Origin of the sequence: Paenibacillus sp. P46E (assembly GCF_001909095.1) — a bacterium.
GTDB lineage: Bacteria > Bacillota > Bacilli > Paenibacillales > Paenibacillaceae > Paenibacillus_AQ > Paenibacillus_AQ helianthi.
In genome coordinates this window covers 264,301-283,002 of record NZ_LVYZ01000044.1, presented here as the reverse complement: position 1 = coordinate 283,002, position 18,702 = coordinate 264,301, and the positions used below count along the sequence as shown (strand labels likewise).

2 protein-coding genes are annotated in these 18,702 nt (G+C 51.7%); both read left to right on the top strand.

Going from position 1 to position 18,702, the window contains the following annotated elements; all coding sequences use genetic code 11:
- Positions 1–25 precede the first annotated feature (25 nt).
- Positions 26–11,374: a non-ribosomal peptide synthetase gene (locus A3849_RS16925; RefSeq protein ID WP_074112462.1), complete on the top strand. Its 11,349-nt coding sequence runs from the start codon at positions 26–28 to the stop codon at positions 11,372–11,374.
- The gene (locus A3849_RS16920; RefSeq protein ID WP_074112461.1) at positions 11,371–18,687 is read left to right on the top strand and encodes a hybrid non-ribosomal peptide synthetase/type I polyketide synthase; all 7,317 of its coding nucleotides are present in this window, start codon (positions 11,371–11,373) and stop codon (positions 18,685–18,687) included. The genes A3849_RS16925 and A3849_RS16920 overlap by 4 nt, the downstream gene beginning before the upstream one ends.
- The last annotated feature ends 15 nt before the right edge of the window (positions 18,688–18,702 follow it).

The following is an 18,702-nucleotide window of genomic DNA, read 5'->3' as shown; positions in this document are numbered from 1 at the left end:
CGATTCAAGAGACAAGGAGGTCTATATGGAAACTCATAGCTTAGGCGGTGTTTCTTCAATTTTGGCTCTTTTGAGATACAGGGCAGATCATCAAGCCGATCGGATAGGATATCAATTTCTGGCAGATGGACAAGAGTTGCAGCGGAGCATGACCTACGGGGAATTGGATCTGAGAGCGAGAACTGTAGCGGCTATGCTCCAAGATCACGGCGCAGTGAATGAACGGGTTCTGTTGCTCTATCCCCCGGGTTTGGAGTATATCGCTGCTTTTTTTGGCTGTCTGTACGCAGGTGCCGTACCGGTGCCCTGCTACCCAGTCAAGCAGCATAAGCCGGATTTGCGAGTATTGTCTGCGGCCCGTGATTCACAGGCTGCCTTTGCCTTGTCCTTAGCCAAGGACATTCCCGGGGAAGCCTGGAGACAGGAGCATCTTCCCCATATACGCTGGCTCTCCAGTGAGCAGCTTGAGGACTCCGCTGCAAGCTCCTGGCATGAACCTTCCATTCAACAGGATTCTTTGGCCTATCTGCAATATACTTCGGGTTCGACAGCGGATCCCAAAGGGGTCATGGTTACACACAGCAATCTGCTGCATAATCTGGAACTGATTCGTAACAGCTTTAAGCATACAAGTGAAAGCAGGGGAGTCATCTGGCTTCCTCCTTATCATGATATGGGGTTAATTGGCGGTATCCTTCAGCCGCTGTATTCGGGCTTCCCGGTGATATTAATGTCACCGCTTTCCTTTATGGAGCAGCCGGCAAGATGGCTCCAGGCCATTTCGGCGCATAAGGCTACAACCAGCGGCGGGCCCAATTTCGCCTATGATCTTTGTGTGCGGAAGATTTCCGATGAACAGATACAGAACCTGGATTTAAGCAGTTGGGAGCTGGCGTTTAACGGTTCCGAAATGATCAGGGAAGAGTCACTGCACCGGTTTGTAAGCAAATTTTCCAATTATGGGTTTCGGAAGGAGTCCTTCTACGCATGTTATGGGTTGGCTGAGGGTACTTTGATCGTTTCGGGCGGAAGCAAGGAGGCGGTGCCTGAGGTGCAAAAGCTGTCAAGCGCTGCTCTTGAACAACAAACCGCAGCTGCCGCCTCTGAAGACGAAGAATTCCGTACTTTGGTAAGCTGCGGACAGTCTCCATCAGACCAGTCGGTTCGGATAGTTGATCCCGTTACCCATATCCCCTGTCGGAATGGGCAGGTTGGCGAGATCTGGGTGGCAGGTCCGAGTATCGCGGCAGGGTATTGGAACCGGCCTGAAGAGACAGCAGCGGTGTTCCACGCCTATATTGCCGGTCTGGAGGAAGGCACAAGTGGTCCTTTTCTTCGCACCGGTGATTTGGGCTGCTTACTGGATCAGCAATTATACATTACTGGACGGTTAAAGGATCTTGTAGTCGTCCGTGGGAAGAATCATTATTCCCAGGATATCGAATACACGGTGGAGCAATGTCATCCGGCAATTATGGAGGGAGCCGGTGCTGCTTTTTCCGTTGAAGCTGAAGATGGAGAGCATCTGGTTATTGTTCAGGAGCTGAAGAGAGAATACCGGAAAGCAGATCTTGAAGCGGTTGGCAAGGCTGTGCGGGATGCGGTGGCGAATCAGCATGAATTGCAGGTGCAGGTCATTGTCTTTGTGAAACCAGCCAGCATTTCCAAGACGTCAAGCGGTAAGGTTCGGCGCCAGGCTTGCAAGAGCAGTTATCTGGAGGGCAGCTTGAATATGATCGGCAAAAGCGAGCTTCTTTCTTCTGCTTCACCGAGTCTTCCGGTGCCCACGGAGTCTGCTTCTTTTATTCGCCGAGCATTGGACTCGGTTACCGAGCACTCTGTCCGCATGTCGCTTCTGACTCTTTATCTTCAGGAGCAGAGTACCCGCATATTGCGGCTGTCCTCCGGCGAGCCCGGTCTGCTAGAATCACTGACCAGTCTAGGGCTTGATTCGTTGATGGCAGTCGAACTGGCTCATGAAATTGAATCCGCCTTAGGCATTCTGATCTCCCCGGCACTTTTGTTGAATGGGGCCAGTATTCAGGAAGTGGCAGTTCGCATTCTGGAGTTGCGGGGGGAGGGGGCACCTTTCTCCCTAAAGGTTCGCGATCATGCGGATATCCCTGGCGGTGGTAACAAGCTCTCGCGCGGCCAGCAGGCACTGTGGTTATTGTCCAAGATGAACCCGGACAGTGTAGCCTATAATTTGTCCAGTGCGGTTCAGATTCAGGAAGAGGTTAATATAGCAGCAATGCAGCAATCTTTCCGTAAACTCATTGAGCGGCATGAGCAACTAAGGGCGATCTTTCCGGAAGAAAAGGGCGAACCTGTCTGCCGGTATTTAGAACATGATCAATTGGTGTTGAATGTCCAGCGGGTACAGGGGTGGAAAGCCAAGGAGGTTGAAGACTACCTGGACGGTGAAGCTCACCGGCCATTCCATTTGGAACAAGAACCATTATTCCGCATGCATCTGCTCGAACGAGATACAAGTGATTACGTGCTTCTCTTTGTCGTTCATCATATGATTGCAGACTTTTGGTCACTAACGCTATTGATTGATGAGCTCACCAAGCTTTATGCGGCTGCATGCAGAAACTGCGAGGCGGTTCTTCCCCCTATAAGGTGCCGATACGAAGATTATGTGAACGAGCACGAAAAAGAACTTGCGGGTCAGGCAGGGGATCGGATGCTGAACTATTGGAAAAAGCAATTGGAAGGTGAACTGCCCGTTCTGGCCTTACCCAATGCCCGTTCCCGAGTCTCTGCCCAGACGTTTAACGGCGCCTCTGAGGAGTTGGTGCTTGATGCCGGGCTGTCTGAGCGGTTAAAGAGACTGGGGCTAAAGCAGGATGCCACCATGTACATGACGGTATTGGCTGCATTTCAGGTTCTTCTCTATCGTCTGTCGGGACAGGAAGATCTTATTGTAGGGACTCCCGCCGCCGCCCGCAGCAGGGCAGACTGGGGTAATGTTGTGGGATACTTTGTAAATATGCTGCCGCTTCGTACCCGGATGAGTCCCCTCATATCTTTTACTGAACTGCTGAGTCAAGTTCGTTCCACGGTTCTCCATGCCTTCGAGAATCAGGATTATCCGTTCAGCACTTTGGTAGAGGCATTGCAGCCGGATCGTGATGCTTCAAGTTCACCTCTGATTCAGGCGGCCTTTGCCTTCCAGCAAACGCCGAGACTCGATTCCGGAGACTTATCGTCTTTTGCACTGAACAAGGACGGCTATGGCACAGTTCTAAATGGATTGAGGCTGCAATCTCTTGAACTGGAGCAGCGAGGTATTCCTTTTGACATTATGGTTATGGCTGCTGAACATGCAGGCGGATTCCGCATGTCAATGAGATACAACCGCGACTTGTTCGAGTCTTCGACGATAAAACAGTTTTTGAGCTATTTCCAAACATTGTTGGAGAGTATAGCTGGTGCGCCGAGTCAGCTGATTTCAGAGCTGGAGATGTTATCCTCTGAGGAGCGGCATACGCTAATTCATGTCTGGAATGATACGAAGAGCAGTCTTCCGCTTCATCAGTGTGCACATGAGTTGTTCGAGGAGATCGCAGACCGTTGTCCCGCTGAAGCTGCCGTTGTGTACGGTAAGACTCAGTTGACCTATGGTGAACTCAATCGGAGAGCGAATCAGCTGGCGCGTTATTTGCGGAAGAGGGGGATCGGGCCAGAGCAGATGGTAGGGATCTGCATGCACCGTTCCTCTGAAATGATCGTTGGCATCCTTGCTGTGCTGAAGGCTGGCGGAGCGTATGTTCCGCTGGATGCTGCGCTTCCGGAGGAGCGGATGGCCTACATACTCGAAGATGCTGGAGTTCCGGTTATACTCACCCAGTCGGATCTGCTTAACCGGTTGGATAAGAGTGGTGCACTAAAAATATGTCTGGATGCTGAAGAGTCCCAATTTGATCAGGAACCCTATCATAATCTATCCAGTATGGCTTCCGCCGAGAATCTGGCTTATATGATATACACTTCGGGGACAACGGGACGTCCCAAGGGGACGTTGCTGGTTCATCGCGGTTTGGTTAACTATCTGTACTGGTGCAAAACGGCCTACCCTTTGGAAACAGGCGGGGGAGCGCCGGTACACTCCTCCATCAGTTTTGATCTGACCATTACAAGCATCCTTGCTCCGCTCGTCACAGGTCGCCCGATACATATTGTATCCGAGGCACAGGATGAGAACAGTCTGGGGTCCATGCTTGCCGGTAAAGGCGGCTTCAGTCTGGTAAAGCTTACTCCCGCCCATCTGGAGATGCTGCAATACCAGTTGCCGGCCGCTGACCTCCAGGGAGCAACAAGGGCATTTATTATCGGGGGAGAGTCACTGCTAGCCGAAAAACTTGTCTTTTGGCAGGAGCATGTACCGGATACGCTGTTAATTAATGAATACGGTCCTACCGAATGTGTGGTTGGTTGCTGCACGTATCAAGTTGGCCCGGAAGAGCGAAGAACAGGTGCTGTGCCTATCGGAAGGCCAATTATCAATACACAAGCCTATATATTGGATTCTTGTCTGAATCCCGTTCCGGTCGGGGTTGCGGGTGAATTGTATATTGGTGGCAACGGTGTAGCCAGAGGGTACAGAAACCGTCCGGATATCACAGCAGACAGGTTTATTCCAGACCCCTTCGGCAGCGTTCCCGGCGGACGGCTCTATAAGACGGGAGATTTAGCGCGATACATGCCAGATGGCAATATGATGTATATGGGGCGGCTGGATCGCCAGGTTAAACTCAGAGGATACCGCATTGAACTCGAGGAAGTGGAGGCGGCGCTGTTGTCGCATCCGGGAGTGGAGCAGTGTGTTGTAAATGCGCCTTCGGCACCAGCGGTGCTCCCTGTTTCCAATCAGATAAAATACTGCGCGAAATGCACGATTCCATCTAATTATCCGGGTATTACTTTTAATTCGCATGGGGTATGCAGTATGTGCACCAACTATGAGTACTACAAGAGGCAAGCGCAGGATTATTTTAGAACATTGGATGATTTAAAAGACCTCTTCAAGAAGGCCCAAACTTCTCCTCCGTCCTCTTCAAGCGGATATGATTGTATGGTGCTGTTCAGCGGAGGGAAGGACAGCACCTATATGCTATACCGTCTGGCAGAAATGGGACTGAAGATTCTGGCCTACACCTTTGATAACGGATATTTATTTGAGGGAGCCCTGGCCAATATTGAACGGGTGGTTCAGGAATTGGGCATTGACCATGTGCTGGATAAGAGCCCGTACACCAATGAAATATTGGCAGATTCGTTAAGACGTCATAGCAACGTGTGCAATTTCTGTTTCAAAACCATTTATACACTAAGCACGAATATGGCTCATCAGAAGGGGATAAGGTTCATTGTAACAGGGTTGTCCAGAGGACAAATCTTTGAGACACGTCTGATGAATATATTCGAAACACATCCCGATATTTCCATTGAAAAAATAGATGATACCATTTTAGAAGCGCGAAAAGTATACCATCGTATGGAAGACTCAATTTCCACTTGTCTGGATACGCAGCTCTTTCAGCAGGATGATATTTTTCAGGAGATTGAATTCGTAGACTTTTACAGATTTTGTGATATTTCACAAAGCGGCATATACGAATATTTAAGGTTGCATGTCCCTTGGCGCAATCCGGTAGGTACCGGCTGCACTACAAACTGTCTTCTGAATGATGCCGGCATCTATGTCCATACTCTGGAGAAGGGATTTCACAATTACGCGTTGCCTTCAAGCTGGGAGGTTAGGCTGGAACATGAATCTAGAGCTGCAGCACTGAAGGATCTGGGTACTCCGGTGGACGAAGCAGCCGCCAAAAGGATTCTGCAGGAAATTGGTTACCAGCCGCGAACGGGACAATCGCCTGTTCCGGCTGAAGCAGAGCAAATACTCACAGCCTATTACGTGAGCAAGCAGGATTTGCCTATTGAAGGGCTACGCAAGTTTCTCGCGCAGAAAATGCCTGAATACATGGTTCCTGGCAGATATACGCGCATTGACAGTATTCCCCTAACGGGGAATGGGAAAGTGGATTATGGGAAATTGCCGGCTGCTGCAGGCGGAGCTCGAGCGGGGGGGCAAGAGTTTAAGCCACCTGCAACGAAGGTGGAAGCACAGCTGGCACAAATATGGAGTCAGGTGATCGGCATTCCGGCTATCGGAAGAGAAGATCATTTTTTTGTTTTGGGCGGGCATTCATTGATGGCGTTCCAGATTACAGCCCTGGTTCGCGAGCGGTTTGAAGTCGATATTTCGCTAAAACGATTCTTTGAAGCACCCACACTGGCTTTCATGGCGGGGGAAATCGAGCATCTGATCAAGGTGCGGCAAACAGGGGGATCGGATCGGAGCATTCCTGTGCTATCGGCGGCCCTGGCGCAGAAATATGAACCCTTCCCGTTAACGGATGTTCAGGAAGCGTATTGGATCGGCCGGCGGGAAGGCTATCAGCTTGGAAACGTTGCTGCCCATGGCTATACAGAGGTTGATATTCAAGGCTTGGATGTGAAGAAGTTCGAGCTGGCGCTTCGGAGACTTATTGAGAGACATGACATGCTTAGGGCAGTGGTGCAGCCGGGAGGCTGGCAGCAAATCCTTCATGAAGTGCCCTCTTACTCAATTGAAGTAACAGATCTGAGGGAGAGCGGGGAAACTGCGGCAGCTGCCCGGATGACCCAAATCCGGGAGCGGATGTCCCATCAAGTGCTGCCAAGCGGGAGTTGGCCTTTATTTGAGATTCAGGCAACCCTGCTCCAAGAGAACAAGGTTCGGCTTCATTTCAGTGTTGATATGTTGATTGGGGATGCTATGAGTTGGCAGATTCTCGCCAAGGAGCTGGAGGAACTGTACGCTGATGCTGATGCGGAATTACCGGAAATTACCATCTCTTTCCGGGATTACGTGCTTGCCGAGCGCAAGCTCCGGGATTCGGAGACTTATAAGCGGTCGGTCGGCTATTGGGATGAGCGTTTGGACAATCTGCGGCCTGGTCCCGAGCTTCCATTAGCCATGGCTCCAAGTCTGTTGATCCAGCCCCAATTCTCCAGAATCACCCGCCGGCTGGCTCCTGAAGTATGGCACAGGCTGAAATACAAGGCTTCTTCTGCCGGGATCACTTCCTCCATGCTTGTGGCTACGGTATTCTCGGAAGTTCTTGCGGCATGGAGCAGTGTTCCGTCCTTCACGCTTAATGTAACCATGTTCAACCGGCTGGCGCTGCACGAAGAGGTCGAACGTCTGGTAGGTGACTTTACCTCAGTGACTTTACTGGCGGTGGAGCCTCTTGCCGGGGAAGCATTTGTTGATAAGGCACGCCGTTTGCAGGCGCAAATGTGGGAGAATTTAGACCACCGGGATGTCAGCGGGGTCCATGTGTTGAGAAAACTGGCACAGCGTCAAGGAAGTATGCAGTTACTGCCCGTTGTATTTACAAGTCTTCTGCATAATGAAGATGCGCCAAAACAGACACCATCCCTCCTGGGTCTAAATCTCTTGGGCATGGATAGTAAGGGGGAGGACACGTACAGTATCTCCCAAACCCCTCAGGTATGGCTTGATCATCAGGTTGCGGAGGAACAGGGCGAACTGGTTATGAACTGGGATGCGGTAACTGAGCTTTTCCCTGCCGGAATGCTGGAGGAGATGATTGAAGCCTGCTGCAGCAGGCTCAGTAATCTGTCATCTTCGGATGAAGCCTGGAGCTTGGCACCCGAAGGGTGGAGAACGCTGCTGGCTCCCCTGAGCCTTCCGGAAGAAGCGAAGGTTTATCCCGAAGCCGCTCGGAGCGAGGTGTTACTGCATGAATTGTTCGTAAAGCGCGCATTGGATCAGCCTGGGAAATGTGCGCTGACAACCTCCGATAGACAGCTTACTTATGGGGAATTGTACAGGTATTCAGTGCATATTGCCCGGATATTGCAAGAAGGGGGAGCGGTCCCGAATCACACGGTTGCAGTTGTGATGGAGAAGGGCTGGGAGCAGATCGCCGGAGTCATGGGAATTCTTATGGCGGGGGCGGCATATTTGCCAGTCGATCCCCATTTGCCAGAAGAACGGATCTCTTACATGTTAAGCCACGGTGAAGTAGAACAGGTATTAACGCAAAGCTGGCTGGCGGAGAGGTTGAATGGCCTTTCTGGTGTGAGAACAATAATTATGGATAAGCTTCAGGTCCCGGACGAAGACATGATGCCATTTGCCTCTGTACAGCGGGCGGATGATCTTGCCTACGTAATCTTTACTTCAGGCTCCACTGGAATACCTAAGGGGGTAATGATCAATCACAGGGGGGCAGTGAATACGATTCTGGATATCAACCGCCGTTTCGGTATATCCGCGGATGACCGGCTACTGGCTCTTTCGTCGCTAAGTTTTGATCTGTCGGTCTATGATATTTTTGGTACTTTGGCCGCAGGGGGGACCATTGTGCTGCCTGATTCCGGGATGGCTCCGAATCCGGAAGAGTGGATGGAAGTGCTGCATCGGCAGAATGTCACTATGCTGAACTCGGTTCCCTCCTTGCTGGAGATGCTGATTAAATATGCGGAAGGGCAGCATTTGAGGCTGCCGGACGCATTAAGGCTCGTAATGTTAAGCGGTGACTGGATACCGGTAACCCTCCCGGATCGTATTCGGGCACAGGGACAGGATATCCGCCTGAACAGTCTTGGTGGGGCTACCGAAGCATCCATCTGGTCGGTAGAATATCCTATCGGTGAGGTTCAGCCCGACTGGAGAAGCATTCCTTATGGACGGGCACTGACCCATCAGTCTGTGTATGTGCTGGATGAGAGCTTAAACAGCAGACCAACCTGGGTTCCAGGCTCCATATATATTGGAGGGGAAGGATTAGCCATGGGGTATTGGCGGGATGAGGAGAAAACGAAGGCAAGCTTTCTTCATCATCCGGTGTCCGGTGAGCGGCTGTACCGTACAGGCGACCGCGGGCGTTACCTGCCTGACGGGAATATCGAGTTTCTGGGACGCGAGGACAACCAGGTCAAAATCAGGGGATACCGGGTGGAGACTGGTGAGATCGAGGCTATGCTGAATCAGCATCCTGAGGTGAGCAAAAGCGTGGTAATATTGGCCGGCAAGTTAAGCGGAGATTCACGCTTGATCGCCTATGTAGTGCCGAGTGCGAATACAGAAGGCACTGATGGTTCCGGGAAAAACCACAAAAGCATTACGGAACCAGTTAGAGGAACACATGATGTACAGAATGGCCGGCCAGTACGCGAAGAAGCTGATGCCGCCAAGCGTATACTGTTGATTCCCCCACGGCATGCAGAAGCGCGGCGGAGCAATTCCCAGACAACCGCCAAGCGCCGCAGCTTTGCCGGAAAGGTCACTATGCAGCAGATTGGGGAATTGCTGCAGACTCTGCACCCCGTACGGCTGGAGGGAGTTCCCTTTCCGAAATACCGCTACGGCTCCGCCGGGAATTTGTACCCTGTGCAGGGATACCTGATGGTTAAGCCGGGAGGTATCGAGGGGATAGAAGGCGGCACTTATTACTACCATCCCGTAGAGCATGAATTAATCCGGCTGCCGGAGAGTGAGTGTGCTTCCTACGATGGAGATTGCATTGCCGACAGTTCAAGGAATGAGCAGCAGCCTCCGCTGGTGATTGCGCTGGTCGGCAATCTGGCAGCGGCCAAACCGTTATACGGCATGGAGGCTAGAACATATTGTGTGCTGGAGGCAGGGCTAATAACACAGCTATTGAAAACGGCCGCTTCTGATTGCCAGCTGAGGCTTTGTGAAGCTGATGTCACAGACAATATGGAAATAGGGACAGGGCTTGAATTACCGGAAGGGCATATTTACTTGCACAGTATAGCAGTGGATACGATCTGTTCCCCTTCTGAAGAGGAGGAGTTGCAGGAGAAGGGGAGAAGGCTGGGGATTTCGTCAGAGTCTTCCGGAGGCGGGCATCCTGTATCTACCGGAAGCAAGGTGCATAGTGAGCTGGCCGCAGCTCTTTCTCAGGCCCGGCAACATCCTGAAGTGAAGACAGACACGGTATTCCAGATTTCGGATCAGACTGTGCTTGATCCTCTACAACGGTTGGAATATAAATTGTCAGCCCCCGGTATCCGCAGATTTGAGGCAGGGGTTACCCGTGTAAAGCTGGTGGGGCCCGAATTAACGGGGGTTAGGAAGCTTGCGTACGTAATACGCCGAAGCTACCGACAATTCAACAGCGGGCTATTGCCGCTTGAGGCGTTCAGCGCAATGATGGCCCAGCTAAGCACTGGCCAGTATGAACGGTGGATTATGCCTGGGATTGGCCGGAATTCCTCAGATACTGATCGGTATCCGGTTCAAATCTATGCAACAGTAAGACCAGATCGTATTGAGGGGATATCCGGAGGCACTTATTATTATCATCCTGAGGAGCACTCACTGGCTAAATTGTCGGATCACTATGAATATGATTTGCAGTTCCACTCAGCCACCAACCGGGACATTATGAACTCAGGAGCTTTCGCTTTATTTTTCGTCGGGGAACCGGAGGGAATTGAAGTGTCACACGGAAATAATGCGGGTAACAGAGCCCTGCTGGAAGCTGGGGTCATATCGCAACTACTGGAAATGAGAGCTCCGGAATATGGTATCGGACTGTGTCAGCTTGGCAATGTCAACTTCGATGCAATCAGAAATGAACTGGGGATGAAAAAAGATTTGTCCTATCTGCATTGTGTAGCCGGAGGAGGAATTGCGGCAAGCCAGATGACATTTGAGTCGTTGTATGAAGACAACGAGGAGGTCAGATATCTGGCGGACAAACTTCCCCAGGCGGATTCCGACGTTTTTTCACAACCGGAGAAATCTGCGGATGGCATTAATCAGGACACATCGCGGTTCATCCGTTACTTGCAGACTAAGCTTCCGGAATATATGATTCCTTCCGCTGTTGTTATTCTGGAGGAGATTCCGCTGAGCAGCAACGGCAAAGTAGACCGGCAGGCGCTGCCTGATCCCGTTGCGGAGCAGGGGCATACCACGGGCGGGGCTGTTCTTCCGCAGACAGAAATGGAACAGCTGGTATCCGGTGTGATCAAGGAACTTCTGGAAGTAGAGCAGATAAGCGCCGAAGCGAGCTTCTTTCATCTGGGGCTGACCTCCCTGCATATGGTGCGGGCTCATGTGAAGCTGGAACAACTGTTGGATAGAAAGATCTCCATATCGGATTTATTCGAGTATCCATCTATCCGCCTATTATCCCGGCACTTATCGCAAACCCGGCAGGACTCCGGGCAGGTGAAGGAAGGACAGGCGCGTTCCCAGCTTCGCAAGGAATTACTGAAGCAGAGGGCAGATCATAAGGGGGGGAGAAGACGAACATGAGCAACGAACGGCTGGATGAGAATGAAGAGTCCGACAATTTCAGTCAAATTGCAATTGTCGGTTTATCATGCCGTTTTCCCGGTGCAGCGAACCCGGATCAATATTGGGAGAACCTGCAAGAAGGCAAAGAGAGCATAACCTTTTTTAAGGACGAGGAGCTTCTGGAGACGGGGGTGGAATCTGCCCTTCTTGCTGATCCCGCTTATGTGAAGGCTAATGCGGTTTTGGACGGCGTGGAATATTTTGATGCTGAATTCTTTAACATTCCGCCCAGTGAAGCTGAATTGCTGGACCCGCAGCACCGCTTGTTCATGCAGAGCGCATGGCATGCACTGGAGGATGCGGGTTGCAGTTCACGTGATTATAAGGGGAGAATCGGTATCTATGCAGGTACGGATGTGAACACGTATTTTTTGAATCATGTGTATCCCAACAAAGAGATTATGGAACGCTTGAATCCTTATCAGATGATTACTCTGATGGAGAAGGACTATTTAAGCTCCCGGGTGGCTTACCATATGAATCTGAAGGGACCCAGCGTATCGGTTCAAACCGCTTGTTCATCCTCTCTGGCGGCGGTTCATATAGCGTCTCAAAGCTTGCTGGCCGGTGAATGCGATGTTGCCCTGGCAGGCGGGGTGTCCATCAGGGTTCCGCAGAATGAGGGCTATAAAAATATCGGCGGCGGTGTTCTATCTCCCGATGGCCATTGCCGGGCATTTGCTGCAGATGGACAGGGCACCGTATTTGGCAGCGGCTTGGGTGTTGTGGTCTTGAAACGTCGGGATAGTGCCATTGAGGACGGAGATTATATCTATGCGGTAATCAAAGGCTCCGCCATGAACAACGACGGTTCGGTAAAGGTTGGATACACCGCCCCTGGTGTGGATGGACAGATCTCGGTCATCTCGGAGGCCTTGGCAATCTCTGGAGTTGATCCGGAAACGATATCGTATGTAGAAGCCCATGGCACAGGCACGGAATTGGGCGATCCAATTGAGATCGCGGCAATAACCGAGGCTTACCGGGCGTACACGGACAAGAATCAATACTGCGGCATTGGCACGGTGAAATCGAATTTTGGCCATTTGTCTACTGCTGCCGGTATAGCAGGGCTTATAAAAACGGTGCTGTCCCTAAAGCATAAGAAGCTGGTTCCCAGCCTGCATTGCGAAAAGACCAATCCGAATATAGATTTTGAGAACAGCCCGTTTTATGTTGTAAACAAGCTCCAGAAATGGGAACGAACCGATTCTCCACGCCGGGCGGGAATCAGTTCCTTCGGAATGGGAGGTTCCAATGTTCATCTCATCCTGGAGGAAGCGCCGTTAAGATTGCCCTCAGGCAATTCACGCGAATACCAATGGATTGCCCTCTCGGCACATACCGGGGAGGCCTTGGAGCAGACGACGAATCTGCTGGCAGAATTTGCAGCCAAACATCCGGAAACCTGCCTGCCTGATCTTGCCTATACGCTGCACACGGGCAGGAACATTCTGGGAAAAAGAAGGATTGCCTTATGGAAAACTGGAGACAGTCTGCCCGATCTGTTGCTGGGAAAAAAACCATCGCTCATTCATTCGGCTGATTGTCACGAGAACAACCGTAAAATCGCCTTTATGTTTACCGGTCTGGGTGATCAGTATCTGAATATGGGGTATGGGCTATACTGCAGCGAAGCTATTTTTCGCCAGCATATCGATTACTGCGCGGAATATCTAAAGCCGATACTTAAATGCGACCTGCGGGAGATCATGTTTGACAAGGCGCGGGCTGCACAAGAAGGAAGAGCTTCAGAGAAGGCATACGACCTATCCAGAATTATGGGAAGAGCTGCTGCCCCTATTCTGACGGATGAGAAGCTGGATGAACCCTCCATCGCCTATTCGGCATTATTCGCCTTGGAGTATGCGCTGGCCCGACTCTGGATGGAATGGGGCATTCAGCCCTCGGCCATGATTGGGCACAGTATCGGGGAGTATGTAGCCGCTTGTGTGTCGGGTGTGTTTACACTTGCCGAGGCTCTGCTACTGGTCAGTACTCGGGGCCGGTTAATAGAGAAGCTTCCGCGTGGAGCGATGATGGCGGTCATGAAGTCCGCAGCGGATGTCGAGATTCTCCTACCTCCCGGTGTTTCGATCGCTGCCGTCAACGCACCTATGGCATGCACCTTATCAGGAACAGAGGAAGCGATTGCAGAACTGGAAAGAGGGCTTCTCCGTCAGGGCATCGCTTGCAGAAGGCTGCAAAGCACACATGCCTTTCATTCTGAAATGATGGAACCGGTATTGGAGGATTACCGGGAACTGCTCCATTCCGTTCGATTCGGAGAGCCGCAAATTCCTTTTATTTCTAATCTGACCGGAGCCTGGGCAACCAAGGAGCAGGTAACCTCGCCAGAGTATTGGGTGGCACATATGCGTCAGCCTGTGAGGTTCTCGGAAGGGATTCGCTTGATTCTGGATGATATGGACTTCCTTCTGCTTGAGGTAGGACCAGGGCATACATTGAGCAGCTTGGCCATCCAGCATCGTGCCGGCCGGGAAGAGGCAGAACGTGTGTTTACGAGTCTGCCGGCCAAGGACGAACAGCAACCGGACGAGGAGCGGGCTCTATTAACCTTGGGCAGGCTCTGGCTGCAAGGCATGTCGATAGACTGGGACACTTATTATAGAAATGAACATAGAACGCGTATTCCGTTGCCGGGTTATCCCTTTGAGGAGCGGAGATATTGGATAGAACGACAGGGAAGCACTGCCTGGGGTGCAGCACCGCAGACAGAGAATGTGCAAACTGTACAAGTGCCTATTGCGACCCCGTCTGCGTTTAAGCAAGGCCACAGGCGTCCGCAGTTGACAGTGGGATTTGTGGCGCCGAGAAACGAAACGGAACTTGCGTTGCAAGAGATATGGGGGCAGGTTCTGGGCGTACAAGGGATTGGTGTGTTCGACCTGTTCTTTGAGCTTGGAGGCAGTTCATTGCTTGCGCTACAGGTGATTCATAACATCAGAGGAGTCTTCCAAACGGAGATTACAATGAAGCGTTTTTTTGAAGCGGCGACCATTTCGGGTCTTGCGGAAGCGGTATTGGAGAAGGGGAAATCAGGGTATCAGGAGGAAGGGCTGCCCCGGTATATATCCATGCCTGAGGATCGCTACAAGCCCTTTCCGTTAACCGATGTGCAGCAGGCTTACTGGATCGGGAGGAACGAAGGGCTCGAGCTGGGAAATGTCTCGACACACATTTATTGGGAGATTGAAAGTAAGGATCTGGATATCCCCTCGCTGGAAACAGCGTGGCAATTGTTAATTCACCGGCATGATATGCTGCGGGCGGTCATTCTTGCAGATGGCACACAGCAGGTTTTGGAGGAGGTGCCTCTTTACCGGATTGAGATTGCGGATTTGCGGGATTCAGATCCTGAGGAAACGGAGGAGAAGCTTGTGCAGGTGCGGCAGCACATGTCGCATCAGGTTATGCCCAGCGATTGCTGGCCTCTATTCGAGATTAAGGCTTCCAGGCTTAAAGACAAGGTCAGGCTGCATGTCAGTCTTGATCTGCTGATTGGGGATGCATGGAGCTTCATGCAGATATTAAGCGTTGAGATGGCGCAGCTATACCAAGACCCGAAGGCAATGCTGCCTGCACTGCAAGTGACGTACCGGGATTTTGTCTTGGCAGAAGCAGCTTTCCGCGATTCTAAGGCCGGCAACAGTTCCAGACAATACTGGATGGAAAGGCTGCCCACTCTGCCTCCGGCTCCTGAGCTTCCTTTGGTGAAGCGGGCTTCTTCTGCATCCCGTCCGACGTTCACAAGGAGGACAACGGAACTGCCGAAAGAAAGCTGGAGGATGCTGAAAAAAAATGCGGCAGCGCTTGGCCTCACGCCTTCCTCAGCGTTGTGCGCGGCCTTTGCCGAGGTGCTGGCGGCATGGAGCCGCAGTCCGAAATTTACAATCAATCTCACATTGTTCAATCGTCTGCCCATCCATCCGCAGGTCAACGAGATTGTCGGCGATTTCACATCATTGACTTTGCTGGAGGTCAATCATACGGAACCGGGTTCGATTGCTGAAAGGGCTGTGCGGCTGCAAAAGCAACTGTGGGAGGATCTGGATCACAGGTATGTGAATGGAATTCAGGTGATCCGTGAACTGGCTCGGCTTGAAGGCGGGGCACCCCGGGCAGTAATGCCTGTTGTCTTTACAAGTATTCTAAATCAGATTTCTCCTGAACAAGATGAACTGCCTCTGGGGATATCCGATTTGGCGGACGATGTATTCAGCATCTCCCAAACTCCGCAAGTCTGGCTGGACCATCAGGTTACGGAATCACGGGGCGCTCTGATTCTAAATTGGGATGCAGTGGAAGAGTTGTTCCCTCCCCAAATGCTGGATGACATGTTCGAGGCGTATTGCTGTCTATTGAATCGGCTGGCAGAGCAAAAAATGGCTTGGGACTGCTCCTGCATGGAACTTATATCTTTTCCGTCTGAACAACGGGAAGCCCCGGATGAAGCTGTTGCTCCGGAGGATCCGGTTTCATCCGGTCATTGTCTGCATGAACTCTTCACAGCAATGGCGGATCGTTACCCGGATCGTCCTGCAGTTATCACAGACAAGGCGGCTCTCACGTATGATGAACTGGACCGCTTGTCTAATCGAATTGGGCGGTGGTTGAGGATACGTGGCGCAAGCTGCAACCGGTTGGTTGCGGTTGTAATGGATAAGGGTCTGGAGCAAGCTGCGGCTGTGCTTGGAATTCTCAAATCAGGCGCTGCCTACCTGCCTGTCTCTCCGGATCTGCCGATAGAGCGAATCCGCTTTTTGCTGCAGAATGCAGAAGTCCAGTGGGTGCTCACTCAGGCAGTACATGAGCAGGCTGTCAAAGAGTGGACAGAGGCGGAGATACTTGCGGTGGATTGTGCGGAGCAGATTGAAGAGAGCGGCGCGGAGCCCATGGAGACGATTCAATCCATTCACGATCTTGCTTATGTCATCTACACTTCTGGATCAACCGGTGTGCCCAAAGGCGTTATGATTGACCATGCAGGTGCCATCAATACGATTAGGGACATCAACCAGAGATATCATGTAGGACCCTCTGACCGTATATTGGCACTTTCTTCTTTAAGCTTTGATCTATCCGTCTATGATCTATTCGGATTGTTGACCGCAGGAGGTACTGTTGTCATGCCAGAGGCGGGGGAGATTCGCAATCCCGCACATTGGCAGCAGCTTATGGAGCGGCATGGAATTACACTATGGAACACAGTTCCGGCATTCATGGAAATGTTGGTGGAGTATGAAGAGGGTCTTGGAATGGAACTGCCGCCGTCTCTGAGGCTGGTGCTGCTGAGCGGGGATCGGATTCCACTATCTCTCACTGACCGCATCCGGTCCCGGAACAGCTCTGCCGAGGTGATAAGCTTGGGCGGGGCGACGGAAGCGTCAATCTGGTCTATTGTGTACCCTATACACAAGGTGGAGGCGGGCCAAACCAGTATTCCATATGGTAAGCCGTTAGAAAACCAAACGGTTCGTGTGCTCGACGCGGCCTTGAACCGCCGCCCTGTCTGGGTGCCGGGGCAAATCTATATCGGTGGGGCGGGCTTGGCCAAAGGCTACTGGAAAGACGAGGCGAAGACTGCAGACAGTTTTATTATCGACCCCCGAACAGGAGAGCGGTTATACGCTACAGGGGATATGGGACGTTATTTGCCGGACGGCAACATTGAATTTCTGGGTAGAGAGGATACTCAGGTCAAGATTCAAGGCCATCGCATTGAATTGGGCGAGATAGAGGCAGCAGTTAACCAACATCCAGCCATCCATCAATGCACCGTTATAGTGAGCGCTGCCGCAGACGGAGGACAAGAATTAATTGCCTATTATATCCCTGTTGGGGAAGCGAATCCGACTGAGACAGATTCAGAAGGACAGTCTTCCCTCCCCGCAGGAGGAATCTTTGCGGAAGCTTCCGGTGTAGAGATGGTACTTGACCCGGTAGCACGTTTGAGGCACAAACTGTCGCATCCGGGAATTCGCCGGATAAGCGGCAAGGATGTTATTGCGCTGCAAAAGACGGAGTGGCAAGCCTCAGCGCTTAATCCCTATCTCACCAGACGCAGTTTCCGCAAATTCACAGCGGAGACAGCTTCTTTGGGCCAGCTTAACCAATTGCTGAGTTGTCTGGTGCCGGCGCAAGACATTGGGCTGCCTATGCCCAAATATCGTTATGGTTCTGCTGGAAGCCTCTATCCGGTGCAAGCCTATTTATATATCAAGGAAGGCAGAATCAAGGGGATAGCCGGGGGTGCCTATTATTTCAATCCGCAGGAGTTCCAGTTAATCCGATTAAAGGATCAGGCGTATATTGATCCGGCTACATTCCCGCCCGGGAACCGTGAGGTTTTTGAATCAGCTGCCCTGGCCATCTTTCTGGTCGGAGAGTTCAGCGCCGTAGAACCTTTGTACGGGAATTGGTCCAGGGACTTTTGCCTGCTGGAAGCGGGACTAATGACACAACTGCTGGAAATGGAGGCTCCGGCATGCGGCATGGGCCTGTGTCAGATAGGCAGATATGAGTTTGGGCAGGTTCGGCCGTTGTTTGAATTGAGCGGTTCACAACAATACCTGCATTGTCTTCTAGGTGGAACGATAAACGCTTCACAGACAGAGCTGCAGGCTCTGCATGAAGAGCAGGCGGAGCTTGCAGCACTTGTTCATGAAATAGGCCACCTAGTTCCAGGACCTTTGACACATCCGCAAAGCGCGGCGGCAGAGGTTTCTTTTGCTGAGGAAAGATCTGTTACCAGGTCAGAACTTCAGGCGGATGCTCTGGCTAAGGAGCTGCGTGGTTATTTGCAGGAAAGGCTCCCCAAGTATTGTATCCCCGCGGTTTTCTTTCCGCTGGCAGCTATTCCGTTAACGGCCAACGGCAAGCTGGACCGGAAGGCACTGCCACAGGCACACGGCAGCCGATTTGTGCAGGAAGCAGCGTATCTAGAGCCGCAAACGCGGACAGAGCAAGAGATCGCCGCAATATGGAAGGAAGTTCTGCAAGTGGAGCAAGTTGGCCTGCATGACCATTTTTTTGAACTGGGTGGAAATTCACTGTATTTAATCCGTGTCTATCACCGGTTGCGCGAAAATCTGCATACGGATATTCCGCTGGTGAACATGTTCGAGTATCCCACGGTTTATGCCCTGAGTAAATTCATTAACGAACAGCAGGACGATCCCGTTCGGCACGAAGAAGGCGAGGAACGGGGGGAGTTGCGCAAAATGTCGAGACAGCGCAGACGGGGATAATATTAATTGAAGGGA

Coding starts and splice junctions, on each gene's coding strand:
- A3849_RS16925 (WP_074112462.1), top strand. CDS start 26: ATGGAAACTCATAGCTTAGGCGGTGTTTCTTCAATTTTGGCTCTTTTG.
- A3849_RS16920 (WP_074112461.1), top strand. CDS start 11,371: ATGAGCAACGAACGGCTGGATGAGAATGAAGAGTCCGACAATTTCAGT.